This is a genomic window from Devosia sp. ZW T5_3, from assembly GCF_044987315.1.
In the GTDB taxonomy this organism is placed as follows: Bacteria; Pseudomonadota; Alphaproteobacteria; order Rhizobiales; family Devosiaceae; genus Devosia.
Genome location: NZ_JBJDRE010000003.1, coordinates 155,688 through 168,723 on the forward strand (window position 1 = coordinate 155,688; position 13,036 = coordinate 168,723).

The 13,036-nt window shown below is 63.8% G+C and carries 11 protein-coding genes; 9 read left to right on the forward strand and 2 right to left on the reverse strand.

The genetic code is table 11. The features are described from left to right. Window positions 1-23 precede the first annotated feature (23 nt). The 3 genes from ACI3KW_RS04930 to ACI3KW_RS04940 are packed head-to-tail and all read left to right on the forward strand — an operon-like array spanning window position 24 to window position 4,325. Window positions 24-1,571: a gamma-glutamyltransferase family protein gene (locus ACI3KW_RS04930; RefSeq protein WP_404847300.1), complete on the forward strand. Its 1,548-nt coding sequence runs from the start codon at window positions 24-26 to the stop codon at window positions 1,569-1,571. A gap of 37 nt (window positions 1,572-1,608) precedes the next feature. Then, window positions 1,609-3,108, forward strand: coding sequence for an FGGY-family carbohydrate kinase (locus ACI3KW_RS04935; RefSeq protein ID WP_404847165.1), 1,500 nt, complete (start codon window positions 1,609-1,611; stop codon window positions 3,106-3,108). Next, window positions 3,105-4,325: an amidohydrolase family protein gene (locus ACI3KW_RS04940; RefSeq protein WP_404847166.1), complete on the forward strand. Its 1,221-nt coding sequence runs from the start codon at window positions 3,105-3,107 to the stop codon at window positions 4,323-4,325. Before ACI3KW_RS04935 ends, ACI3KW_RS04940 begins: the two co-directional genes overlap by 4 nt. On the opposite strand, the gene ACI3KW_RS04945 is transcribed toward ACI3KW_RS04940, so the two are convergent. Then, on the reverse strand, window positions 4,322-5,386 hold the full coding sequence (locus ACI3KW_RS04945; RefSeq protein ID WP_404847167.1) for a questin oxidase family protein: 1,065 nt from the start codon (window positions 5,384-5,386) through the stop codon (window positions 4,322-4,324). The two genes, ACI3KW_RS04940 and ACI3KW_RS04945, sit on opposite strands and share 4 nt — an antisense overlap. 4 nt (window positions 5,387-5,390) lie before the next feature. Beyond that, the gene (locus ACI3KW_RS04950; protein WP_404847168.1) at window positions 5,391-6,164 is read right to left on the reverse strand and encodes an SDR family NAD(P)-dependent oxidoreductase; all 774 of its coding nucleotides are present in this window, start codon (window positions 6,162-6,164) and stop codon (window positions 5,391-5,393) included. Between the two features lie 161 nt (window positions 6,165-6,325). Between ACI3KW_RS04950 and ACI3KW_RS04955 the strand changes: the two genes are divergently transcribed. The 6 genes from ACI3KW_RS04955 (at window position 6,326) to ACI3KW_RS04980 (ending at window position 13,031) form a co-directional block, all read left to right on the forward strand. After that, window positions 6,326-7,171, forward strand: coding sequence for a DeoR/GlpR family DNA-binding transcription regulator (locus ACI3KW_RS04955; RefSeq protein ID WP_113123825.1), 846 nt, complete (start codon window positions 6,326-6,328; stop codon window positions 7,169-7,171). 56 nt (window positions 7,172-7,227) lie between these two features. Next, entirely contained in the window at window positions 7,228-8,031 is an 804-nt protein-coding gene (locus ACI3KW_RS04960; protein ID WP_113123826.1) for a BtpA/SgcQ family protein, read from the forward strand. Between the two features lie 380 nt (window positions 8,032-8,411). Continuing rightward, window positions 8,412-9,227: a creatininase family protein gene (locus tag ACI3KW_RS04965; protein WP_404847169.1), complete on the forward strand. Its 816-nt coding sequence runs from the start codon at window positions 8,412-8,414 to the stop codon at window positions 9,225-9,227. Window positions 9,228-9,255: 28 nt separating this feature from the next. Next, window positions 9,256-10,278 (forward strand): ABC transporter ATP-binding protein, encoded by a 1,023-nt coding sequence (locus tag ACI3KW_RS04970; RefSeq protein WP_404847170.1) that lies wholly within the window; start codon window positions 9,256-9,258, stop codon window positions 10,276-10,278. A gap of 21 nt (window positions 10,279-10,299) precedes the next feature. Then, a complete protein-coding gene (locus ACI3KW_RS04975; RefSeq protein ID WP_404847171.1) occupies window positions 10,300-11,337 on the forward strand; it encodes a PotD/PotF family extracellular solute-binding protein in 1,038 nt (345 codons plus the stop codon). Next, window positions 11,337-13,031 (forward strand): ABC transporter permease, encoded by a 1,695-nt coding sequence (locus ACI3KW_RS04980; RefSeq protein ID WP_404847172.1) that lies wholly within the window; start codon window positions 11,337-11,339, stop codon window positions 13,029-13,031. The genes ACI3KW_RS04975 and ACI3KW_RS04980 overlap by 1 nt, the downstream gene beginning before the upstream one ends. Window positions 13,032-13,036 lie beyond the last annotated feature (5 nt).

A 13,036-nucleotide genomic window follows, 5' to 3' on the forward strand; every position in this document is an offset into this window, starting at 1 on the left:
GCCTGGCCCGCTCCAAAACGGGCATGGTGACCAGCCCGCATGTCCTCGCCAGTCAAGCCGGCGCCAGGGTCCTCGCAGCCGGTGGCACAGCCATCGACGCAGCGATCGCCATGGCCGCTGTTCTCAGCGTGGTCTACCCACACTTCTGCGGGTTAGGCGGCGACGCGGTCTGGATCATCGCTGATCGTTCCGGCCGCCGCACCTGCCTGATGGGGATCGGCGCGGCCGCAACAAACTATCCCGGTTTCGCCGGCCAACCCATCCCCACCCGTGGCCCATTGGCCGCGCTGACCAGCGCCTGCGCTGTGCACTCTTGGGGCACCGCCCTGGACTATTCGGCCGAACATTGGGGCGGCTCAGGGCAACTTCCCGACCTATTGGCCGACGCCATCAGCCTTGCCGAAAACGGCTTCGCCCTCAGCCCATCACAAGCCTTCTGGCTCAATTTCCGCGCCGGCGACTATGCCAATTGGCCCGGCTTCGCCGCAATCTTCGCGCCGGCCGGCCGGATGCCCCGCGCGGGAGAACGCTTCGCCCAGCCGCAACTGGCCACAACCCTGCGCGAACTGGCCCGCGACGGCATTGCCGGCTTTTACGAGGGGCCATTGGCCACCCGAATTGCCGCGGGACTGGCCGAGGCCGGTTCCCCCCTGACATCAGCCGATCTGGCAGCAACACGCACCCAAATCGCCGCACCGATCAGCCTCAACTACCGCGGCTTTGAGCTGCTAGCCCCGCCCCCGCCCACGCAAGGCGTGACCACGCTGGCGATCATGGGCGTGCTCGAGCGTTTCAATCTGTCCGAAATGCAGCTGAGCAGCGCGGCCCACTACCATCTGCTGGTCGAGGCCGTGAAACAGGCCTTCCTCGACCGCAAGGGCATTGCCGACCCAGACTTTGTCGCCCAACCGGTAGACCATTGGCTTTCAGGCGGCACTCTCGCTGACAAAGCAGCCGCAATCGATCCCGACTGCGCCCTGGACTGGCCCGAGCCCTACCAAAGCGCCGACACGGTCTATTTCGGCGCGACCGACGCGCAAGGCGGCAGTGTCAGCGTGCTCCAGAGCACCTATTTCGACTGGGGCAGCGGCGTAGTTGCCGGCGACACCGGCATCATCTGGCAGAACCGCGGGGCGGCATTCTCTACCACAGCCGGGCATCCCAACGTGATCGCGCCCGGCAAGCGGCCCTTCTATACGCTCAATCCCGGCATGGCGCTGAAAGACAACCAACCCGCCCTGCTCTATGGCACGCAAGGCGCCGACGGCCAGCCGCAGACACTGTCCGTGGTCCTAAGCGGGCTGATCGATTTCGGCCTCGACCCCGCCCAGGCGCTGGCCCTGCCGCGCTTCCTGCTGGGCAAGACCTTTTCCGACACCAGCGACAATCTCAAACTCGAAGAAGCCGTAGGCGCCCCCGTAATGGCCGACCTCGCACGCCGCGCCCATCGCCTGAGCCCCCTCCCCGCGCTGAGCCCCCTGGCCGGACAGGCCGGCGTGATCGCCATCAACGAACATGGCCTCCTCGGCGCGCATGATCCGCGCGGCGACGGCACGGCTATTGGCCTCTGACCGCCATGCAATCCCCTCCCTTCAGGATATCCCGCCGATGACCACACCCAGCATTGTTATCGGCCTCGATATCGGCACGACCTCCACCATGGCCATCGCCGCACGCCTGCCCGGCGAAGTGCTCGCCGTCGCCAGCCGGCCGGTGACCCTGTCGTCGCCCCATGCCGGCTGGGCCGAGGAAGACCCCGAACAATGGTGGACCAATACCATTGAAGTACTGCGCGAAGTCACCAGCACGGTGCCGGCCAATGAGATCGCCGGCATCTGCGTCACCGGCATGTTGCCCGCAGTGATCCTGCTCGATGCCGATGGCAATCTGCTGCGCCCCTCGATCCAGCAAAGCGACGGCCGCTGTTCAACCGAGGTTGAAGAGCTCCGCCAACAGGTCGGCGAAACAGCGTTCCTGCAGCGCACCGGCAATGGCATCAACCAGCAATTGGTCGCCGCCAAACTGCGCTGGATCGCCCGGCATGAGCCCGCAGTCTTTACCCGGATCGCCACCGTGTTCGGCTCCTACGACTATATCAACTGGCGGCTGAGCGGCGTGCGCGCGGTAGAACAAAACTGGGCGCTAGAGGCAGGTTTCACCGATCTGGCAAGCGGCCTGATCGCCGACGATCTGGTGGCTCTGGCGAGCATCGAGCGCTCCGCCGTGCCGCCACGAACAGTGTCGAATGAGCAGATGGGGACGGTCTCGGCCGCGGCCGCCAAGGCGACGGGATTGCCAATGGGCCTGCCCGTATTCGGCGGCGCGGCGGACCACATCGTTTCCGCCCTTGGCGCCGGGATCACGCAGGCGGGCGATGTGCTGCTCAAATTCGGCGGTGCTGGCGATATCGTCGTGGCCACCGACCGCGCCCTGCCCGATGCCCGACTCTATCTCGACTATCACCTCGTGCCCGGCCTTCTGGCCCCCAATGGCTGCATGGCCTCGTCCGGCTCGGCGCTGAACTGGCTGGGCGGATTGATCGGCCAAAACGCCGAAGGCGAACGCCCGCACAAAGACCTCGACACCCTCGCCGCCGCCGTCCCGGCCGGCTCCGATGGACTGATCTGCCTGCCCTATTTCCTGGGCGAGAAGACCCCGATCCACGATCCGCTGGCGCGCGGCAGTTTTGTCGGCCTCAGCCTGTCGCATGGGCGCGGCCATATCTGGCGGGCGCTGCTCGAGGCGGTGGCCTTCGGCTTCCGCCATCATGTCGATGTACTGGCCGATATCGGCCATGCGCCGCGCCGCTTCATGGCCTCGGATGGTGGCACCAATAGCCGCGTCTGGATGCAGATCATGGCCGATGTGCTGGGCGAGCCCGTACAATTGCTGGACAATCACTATGGCTCGGCACTCGGCGCGGCTTTCGTCGCGGCCATAGGCTGCGGGCTGGCAAAAGACTGGTCGGAAGTGTCGGCACTGTCCCGCATGGGCGACCTGATCATGCCCAACCCAGCCAATCACGCCGTCTACGATCATTCCTATGCCCGCTATCGCGACCTCTATGAGCGGCTGAAGCCATATTTTCAGGCGGAAGCGGCGGCATGAATTTCGATTTCGTTCTACGCGATTGCCATATCGCGCCGGGCCAGCCGCTGCTCGATATCGGCGTCGCAGCCGGCAAGATCGCCGCCATGGCGCCGGGCCTGCCGCATGAGGGGCCAAGCGAGTCGGCCGGCAGGCGCTATGTGTCGGCGGGACTAGTCGAAACCCATATCCATCTCGACAAAGCCGGCATTCTCGGCCGCTGCCCGATCTGCGAGGGCACGCTAACCGAGGCCGTGGCGCTGACCGCTGCTGCCAAAGCCGGGTTCACCGAAGACGATGTCTACGCCCGGGCGCGTGTCGTGCTCGAACAGGCGATCGGCCACGGCACGACACGGCTGCGAACCTTCGTCGAGGTCGATCCGCGCGCCGGCACCCGATCCTTCCGCGCCCTGCGTCGCCTCAAGGCCGACTATGCCCACCTGATCGATATCGAAATCTGCGCTTTCGCCCAGGAGGGCCTGACGCAGGAGATGGAAACGCTGGCCATGCTCGACATGGCCTGCCGCGAGGGTGCGGATCTGGTCGGGGGTTGCCCCTACACCGATCCCGATCCGGCGCGGCATATCGAGCTGATTTTCGATCTGGCCGAACAGCACGGCATGCGGGTCGATTTTCACATCGATTTCGACCTCTCGCCCGAGCGCAGCAACCTGTCGGCGGTGATAGCCGAAACGCGCAAGCGTGGCTTTGCGGGCAAGGTATCCCTGGGCCACGTCACGCAATTATCCGCAATTCCGGCCGAACAACGCGACGCAATCGCCGATGCGCTGGCAGCGGCCGGTATCGCCGTAACGGTACTCCCCGCGACCGATTTGTTCCTCCTGGGCCGGGATCGCGATCATCTGGTGCCACGGGGCCTGACACCGGCGCATCTGCTCGCCCGGCGCGGCGTCGTCACATCGCTGGCGACCAATAATGTGCTTAATCCCTTCACCCCCTTTGGCGATGCCTCGCTGATCCGCATGGCCAATTTCTACGCCAATGTCGCGCAGGTGACCCGGGGCGATGACATGGATCAGGTCGTGCGGATGATCACCAGCGACGCGGCCAGAATGCTTGGCGGCACCTATGGACTGACCATCGGCGCACCAGCCGACATGGTGATATTCGATGCGCCCGATGCGGTCTCGGCAGTGCGCCAAATTGCCCCCGCCCTGGCAGGATGGAAGCGCGGCCGGCCAAGCTTCCGGCGAGCGGCGGTGGAAGTTTACCGCTAGTCGATCAACCCCATGCGCCGCGCCGCCAGAACGCGATAGAGCGGGTCGCCGGTAAAGCGGAATTCCTCGAGAGCCGAGAAGACCAGGCTATGGTCGTGCTCGTCATTGGACGCCACGGCCGCTGCACCAATGACGCTATCCGGCGGCGTGGGCAACTGGCGTTGCTCGGCCAGCCATTGCGCATCAGGCAGCGGCGGCATGCCAATCTTGGGATAGAGCGAAAGCACCACCTCCCAAAAATGCACGACGAGCGCGGGCGCATCCACCACATGCGGGCTGACCAGCCGCAGCCAATGGCTGCCGGTGACCGCATGCAGCGCCTCAAAACTCATCGTCCCGGCATAAAGCACCAGCGAGGCCGACCGCACCTTGGTCAGCACATCCGCAGCCGGAACCAGCCGCCCCAACCGCTGCTGAAACGCCGGAATCTCGCCCATCGCTTCGATCCATTTCCACAACAGCGTGGAGGTGACCGTGACATTGGCAAAGCTCGGCTGGCCCACCATGCCCAGCACCAATTCAGCTGGCTCGGTGACGTCAGGCACGCGTTTGGGCACGGCGGGAAAGGCCAGATAAGTGGCGGCCCAATAGCCCAGCGCAATGCCGATTTCGGCCTCGTCGCGGCGCAGCACGGCATAGGCCAGCCGCATCAGCCCGTGCGTGGCGCTGGCGGCGACGCCAGCGGCGAGTTCGGGCATATAGCGCGCAATGGTCTCGCTGCCCCCCAGCTCGCTCACCCGCTGGGTAAAGAAATCCCTTAGATCAGTTTCGCGCTCACGATGGCCGAGATACCCCCGCCAATTCGCCTCGCTCAACGGCGCAATCGCGGGCGGCGGAAACGGCACGGCATGAGCGGCAATATAATGCGCGGCATATTCGGAAAGCCGCTCCGGACTAGCGCCAAGCCGCGTTATCGCCTCAAGCACCATGGGCAGGTGATTGGCGAGCGCGACGGGAAATTCGCCACTGCGCTGGCCGACCTCGGCAATCAGCCGCCGCACATGTGTGCTAGCTCTAGGATGCCAGACTATCCCCGCCTCATTGTCCATCGTCGCCATCATTTCCCTAGTCCATCCGCACGCCGCCGGTGACATTAATGCCCTGCCCGGTCATGAAACGCGCCCCGTCGGAGGCAAGAAACCGGACCACCACCGCCACGTCTTCGGGCTCTTCGATCCGCCCCATCGGGGTCTGGGCAACATAGTCCGCCCGCACCGCTTCGGGCGTCATGCCGCGCAATTCGCCTTCCCAGACGATTTCGCGCTCCTGCATGCCGGTGCGCACGAAGCCCGGGCACACCGCATTGATGCGGATATTCTGCGGCGCCAGCTCGCGCGCCAAAGCCTGCGTCCAGCCAAGCACGGCAAATTTGCTGGCCGAATAATGCGCCAAAAGCGGCGCGCCGACCTTGCCGGCCAGCGAGGCGGTATTGACGATAATGCCCGCTTTCCCCTCGGCCACGAAATAGCGGCAGGCAATCTGGTTGGTCAGGAAGATGCCCTTGGCGTTGACATCCATGTTGAAATCCCAATCGGCATCGGTCAGGTCAACCGAGCGCTGCATGCTCGAAACACCCGCATTCGCGCAGACAATATCGACCCCACCAGCCTGGGCCAACACAGCATCAAAGGCGGCCTGCACGGACTCGCGGCTGCGTACGTCGATCACGCCGGAAAAGGCATTGTCGCCCAATTGCTGCGCCAGCGCCGCGGCCCTGCCGGCATCGAGATCCAATATGCTCACCTTGGCGCCCGCCTCGTGAAAAGTCCGCACGATTGCGGCCCCGATACCCGATGCGCCACCCGTCACGAGGACGGACTTTCCTGCAAACTCCGACATGAATCTCACTATTGCCTACGCTGCGCCATCCGCGTCATTGCGAACACTCTTGCATTTTCTAACATTATATAACAAAAAACAACCTTCAATAACGCAATTCTCTGTGCTACGCCAAACATGCGAATGGGAAACCGCCTGAACAGGCATAGCGGGATAGAGGAATGACAAGAGACACATCGGAACAGGCAGAAGGCCAGCGCCCGGAGGACAATCCCAACCGGTCCGAACGCATACCGGCCGCCCTGCGGCAGGCGCGCATCATGGCCTCGTTCGAGCGCAACGGCTTTGTATCAATTGCCGGGCTGTCCGAGGAATTGGGCGTGTCCGGCATGACGGTGCGCCGCGATCTGGACCTGCTCGACAAGCGCGGCGTGCTGGCGCGCACCCATGGCGGCGCCGTGGCGCCCGGCCCGCATGCGCCGACCAGCTTTGACGAGGACGAGCCGGCATTCGATCAGCGCATGCGCCGGCAGACCCAGCAGAAATCCTCGATTGCTGCGGCCGCTGCCAAACTGGTGGGCCCCAACGAATCACTGGGGCTCGATGTGGGCACCTCCATTCTGGCACTGGCCAGCGAATTGGCGCCGCGCCGTGACCTGCGCGTCTTCACCAATAATCTGCGCGTCGGCATGCAAATGGCCAACGGCAATGGCTCGGTCTACATCCTGGGCGGACAGATCCGCGTGCCCGAATTTTCGGTCATCGGCCCCCAGGCCATCGAAAATCTCAAGAGCCATTTCCTCGACCGCGTCTTCATCGGCGTGTCGGGGCTCGATGCCAACGGGCTCTACGATTATTCGCCCGAGGATACCGAGGTGAAGCGCGCCTTCATCGGCAATGCGGGCAGCGTGGTGGTGCTGTGTGATTCATCCAAATTCGGCCGCCGGGCGCTGTCGCGCATCGTGCCGCTGGACAAGGTGCATATCCTGGTCACCGACGCGCCGCCGCCGCCCGATATCGCCGAGGCCCTGGCCAATACCAATACCCAAGTCATCGTCGCGTCGTGAGGCCCAAGGTTTTCTGGCGCGATCCCTGCAATCAAAACTAGCCGGAGCTGCTAAATATGAGTTTGTTTGATCGTCGCCAGAAAACCGTTATCGCCATGGCGCATATCGGCGCCCTGCCCGGCAGCCCGCTTTACGATGCCGATGGCGGCGTCGACAAACTGATCGAGGGCGTCATTGCCGATATCGACAAGCTGCAGGCGGGCGGTGTCGATGCCATCATGTTCGGCAATGAAAATGACCGCCCTTATGAGCTGACCGGCTCCATCGAAGCCATCGCGGCAATGACCGCGGTGGTTCAGGCGGTCAAGCCTATGCTGAGCGTGCCCTTCGGCGTCAATTTCCTTTGGGACCCCTATGCCACCGTGGCCATTGCCGCGGCGACCGGAGCCACCTTCGCCCGCGAAATCTTCACCGGGCTTTTTGCCTCCGATATGGGCCTGTGGGAGCCAAACGCCGCCAAATCCCTGCGCCTGCGCCGCCAGCTGGGCCGCAACGATCTCAAGCTGATGTTCAACATCAATGCCGAATTTGCCGACTCGCTTGACCGGCGGCCGATCGAGCTGCGCGCCAAGAGCGCGGTGTTTTCCTCGCTGGCCGATGTGCTGCTGGTTTCCGGCCCGATCACTGGCCAGCCGGCCGAAACCTCCAACCTGCGCAGCGTGCGCGACGCCATGCCCGACACCCCGCTCTTTGCCAATACCGGGGTCAATATCGACAATGTCACCGAGATCATGTCCATCGCCGATGGCTGCGTGATCGGCACCCATTTCAAGGTCGATGGCGACACCTGGAAAGCCGTCGACGCCGCCCGCGTCTCCCGCTTCATGGACAAACTCCGCACCCTCCCCAGCGCCGCTTGATCGCTTCATAGCCCAGTCAAACCGACCACCTCCGGCTGGCCGCAAGGGCGGCCGGATGCTTGCTTATGGCTGCTTGCTCACACCACCCACAGCGTCATTCCGGCGCAGGCCGGAATCCATGCTGTGAAACATCCGGCAACGCCAATGACTGCGGGATCATACGGACATGGATTCCGGCCTGCGCCGGAATAACACCGCATTCTTGAACGCGCCCAGAGCAAATACCGCACCATCCTGCCCATAATTTAGCCAAAATCCAAATCTGCTGCGTAAACATACGAAAGCGTTTGACGCGCAATTGCGTTTGTATATGTTTTCTTTTGTCGCTTTCACCACGTTTGGCGACACAACCTCTCGTAAGAACACATCCAGGCTAGTGAATGACCTTGCCCTCGCATTGGTGGTGGGACCTGACCACGCGCGACTTTGCCCAGCGCGACATGTCCAATGTCGTCGCCATCCAACCCATCGCCGCCGTCGAGCAGCATGGCCCCCACCTACCCGTCCGGGTCGACGCGGCGATTAATGCAGGCATCGTCGAGCGCGCCGTTGAACTAATGCCCGCCGACATGCCGGCGCTGGTCCTGCCCATGCTGCCCGTGGGCAAATCCAACGAGCATCACGCCTATCCCGGCACGCTGAGCCTGTCCTACGAGACACTGGCGCGGGCCTGGTATGAAATCGGGGAATCCGTGCATAGGGCCGGCGTCCGCAAGATCATTTTCTTCAATTCCCATGGCGGGCAACCGCAGGTGATGGAAATCGTCTGCCGCGAATTGCGGGTGAAGCTGGGCATGTTCGCCGTGGCGACCTCCTGGTTCAACATCACCGAACAGGCGGACCTCTTTTCCGACCGCGAGCGGCTGCATGGCATTCACGGCGGGGAGGTCGAAACGTCAGTCATGCTGCATCTGCATCCCGAGCTCGTGGCAATGCAGCACGCCGAGGATTTCGTCCCGCTTTCCATGCAGATGGAACAGGAATTCGCCTATCTGCGGCCCGATGGCGCGGTGGGTTTCGGCTGGCAATCCCAGGACCTGCACCCATCCGGCGTCAGCGGCAATGCGGCCATTTCCGATGCCGAGCGCGGCGCCATGGCGGTGGAGCGGGCGGCCCAGGCGCTGGTGCAAGTGGTCAGCGAAGTCCTCGCCTTCCCCCTCGCGCGGCTCACACAAGCCACTGCCTTCAGCGGCTAGACACCAGAGCTTTCGGAGACTTGCCTTCATGTCCAAGCCGTTCCTCGTGCTCGACAATCTCATGGCGACCTACAATGGCACGGTCGCGGCCAAGGACATTACGCTCGAGATCGCGCAGGGCGAGTTGGTGGCGCTGCTCGGCCCTTCCGGCTGCGGCAAGAGCACGACCCTGCGCATGATTGCCGGCTTCGTCCCGCCCACCAGCGGCCGCGTCTTCATCGGCGATGTGGACGCCACCAACCTGCCTGCGCATCGGCGCAATATCGGCATGGTGTTCCAGTCCTACGCCCTCTTCCCCCATCTCAATGTGCTCGAAAATGTCGCCTTCGGCCTGCGCATGCGCAGTGTGTCCCGCCCCCTGCGACAGGAGAAGGCGGCGGCAGCTTTAGCGCTGGTCGGCCTCGAAAAGCTCGCCGACCGCTATCCCAGCCAGCTTTCGGGCGGCCAGCAACAGCGCGTCGCCCTGGCGCGGGCGCTGGTGATCGAGCCCTCGGTGCTACTGCTCGATGAGCCGCTCTCCAATCTCGACGCCCATCTGCGGGCCGAAATGCGCCTCGAAATCCGGGCGCTGCAACAGCGCCTTTCCATCACCACGGTCTTTGTCACCCACGATCAGTCCGAAGCCCTCGCCATGGCCGACCGCGTCGTGGTGATGAATGCCGGCAGCATTGTCGAAGTGGGCACACCGCGCGAAGTCTGCGATGCACCGCGCCATGAATTCACCGCCGCCTTTCTCGGCGAACGGGCCGTAGTCAGCGGCCAGGTCATGCATGGCGTTTTCCACGGCCAGGGCCTGACCTGCTCAGGCGCCCCCGATGGCGCCACCAAAGCCGTGCTTCGCGCCTCCCGGCTGCGCTTCGAGGCAAGCGCCGGCCCCGCTTTGGCCGATGGCCGCGTCTCGGCCTCGGCCTTTCTGGGCGACGCCATCGAGACCGATGTGGACACCCCAGCCGGACGCATCCGCGTCATCACCCCTTCCGACACGCCGGTGCCGCCCGTTGGCAGCCAATGCCGGATTCATGCGCTGCCGGGCAGCGTAACCTTCATCTGAGCCAAGGAGACCATTATGAGCATGAACCGCCGTACATTCGGCAAGCTGGTGCTGGGCGCCGGCGTGCTGGCACCCTTCCATTTCGTCAGGCCCGCCCTTGCCCAGCCTGCCCCCGGCGATGAGCTCGTCGTGGGCATCTGGGGCGGCGTGCAGGAGCGCATCGTGCGCGAATATGTCGAAAAGCCGCTGGTCGAAAAATATGGTTGCACCGTCAGCTATGTGCTGGGCGGCACCGGCGAGCGCCGGGCCCGCGCCTATGCCGAGCGCGGCCGCCCCAGCTTTGACGTGCTCTATCTCAACATTTTCGAAAGCCGCCAGGCCGTGGCCGATGGCGTGACGCAGGCCCCCACCGACGCGGTGCCGCAATTTGAAAACCTCTATGACATGGCCAAATTGGGCGGTTATGGTGTGGCGCTCAATCCGGTCACCATTGCCTATAAGGGCTCCAAGGCTTCCGCCCCCATCACCTCGTGGAAGGATATCTGGAAGGACGAATGGAAAGGCCGCATCGCCTGGCCGACCTATCCCGGCGCCGAAGGCACGGCGGGCCTGCTGATGACCTCGCTGGCCTGGGGTGGCGACGAGAAAAACCTCGACCTCGCCTTCCAGAAAATCCAGGAACTCAAGCCCTTCGCCGCCTTGCAGACCAGCGCCGACCAGGCCTTCCAGATGTTCGATCAGGACATTGCCGATCTCACCATCGAGTTCGGCTCGCTCTCGCGCAAGCAGTCGGACACGGTCAATTCCGACATCGTCATCGCCGACCCCACCGAAGGCCTCTGCCCGGCCATGAACGTCGCCTGCATCACCGAAGGCGCCCGCAATCAGGTGCTGGCCGAGGAATGGATCAATCTCCATCTCAGCGAAGCCTGCATGCAGGCCTATATGCGCGAGGCCTATTACTCGCCCACCGTCAAGAATGTCGCCATTCCCGACGACTTCAAGGACAAGCTGCTGACGCCCGAACAGATCGGCCGCATGCCCGCTTTCGATTGGGAATATGTCGCCCAGCAGCAAACCGCCTGGTCCAGCCGCTTCAATCGCGAGATCGCCGGCTGATGCTCGCACGCTGGAAAGGACAGATCCTCGCGACCCCGGTTACCTTGTGGCTGCTGCTGGCCTTTGCCGCCCCCTTGGCGGTGGTGGTGCTGCTCTCGCTGCATGAATATGCCGATCCGTTCGGTCCGCTGTTCCTTCCACCCAGCCTTGCCCAGTTCCAATTGGTGCTGGGCGATGGCTTTTATGTCCGCGTACTGGTGGAAACCCTGTTGTTGGGGGCAGGCGTTACGCTGCTCTCGGCCATTCTGGGGTTTCCGCTGGCGCTCTGGCTGGTCCGGGTGCCCTCCAAATGGCGGGCTCTGGCCTTCATGGTCATTCTCATTCCGCTGCTGACCAATGTCGTCGTGCGCTCGCTGGGCGTCGTGCTGCTATTGGCCCCCGATGGGCTGATCAATGGCGTGCTGGGCCTCGTCGGCATCGGCCCGTTCAATGGCATGCTCTACAACCACGTCGCGGTCGCCATCGCGCTGGCGCAAGTGTTCATGCCCTTTATCGTGCTGGCGCTCTACGATGTGCTGCAAGGCACTTCCCCCCGCGTCTACGAAGCCGCAACCAGCCTTGGCGCCTCGCCCACCATGGCCTTCTGGACCGTACGGTTCCCTCTCGCCTTTCCCGGCTTGCGGGCCGGCATCATCGTGGTGTTCCTCATGGCCACCACGGCCTATGTCTCTGCCAAATTGCTGGGCGGCGGGCGCGTCTGGACCACCGGCATGCTGGTGTGGCAGGAAGCCATTTCCAATCTCAACTCCCCCACCGCTTCGGCGCTGGCCCTGCTGATGACCTTTGCCAGCCTCGCCTTCGCAGCCCTGGTGGGCTGGGGCTTTGCCAAGCTGATGCCCTGGCAATCGCTCAAGCCGCGCGGCCCGACGCTGACCCTGCCCGTCTGGGCCATGCGCCTGCTCGATCTGATCGCGCCGATCGTGTCGCGCCTGCTCGTGGCCTGCGCGCTGGGTCTGCTGATCCTCCCGCTGATCCTGGTCTGCATCCAGAGCGTCAACAATGTACCCCAGGGCACGTCGGCCGCCTGGAAGGGCTTTACCCTACGCTGGTACGAACTGGTCTTCACCCAAGGCGGCTATACCGAAAGCTTTGTGGTTTCGGTGCAATTGGCCCTCGCGGCGACCGGTTTTGCCCTCGCCATCTCGCTGCCCGCCGCCTTCGCACTGACCCGCTTCCGCTTCCCCGGAATTTCGGCGCTATCCATGTTCTGGACCCTGCCTTTGTCGCTGCCCGGCGTCGCCATCGGCATCGGCATGCTGCGCCTGCTGCAATTGTTCTACACCGTGCCGACCTTTGTCGGCCTGATGGCCCTGCATGTCGTGCTGGTCATCCCCTTCAGCATCAGCCTGCTGGTTGCCTCGGTGCAGCAACTCGACCGCGCCCAGGAAGAAGCCGCTCAAAGCCTGGGCGCCGATGGCATCAGGCGCTTCGTGCTCATCGTCATCCCCGGGCTCATGCCGGGCCTCGTGGCCTCGGGCATCATGGCCTTCCTGATGAGCTTTGGCGAAGTCACCGTCACCAGCTTCCTCACCAATGCCCGCACCACCACCCTGCCAGTCCGCATCTATGCCGAAGCAACCTTCGTGCTCGAGCCCACCGTCTATGCGGTATCGGCCAGCATGATGCTGGTAACGCTCCTGGCGCTGGTGGTGATGAACCGCGTCTTCAGCGTCGATCGCCTGCATGTGCGCTGACGCCC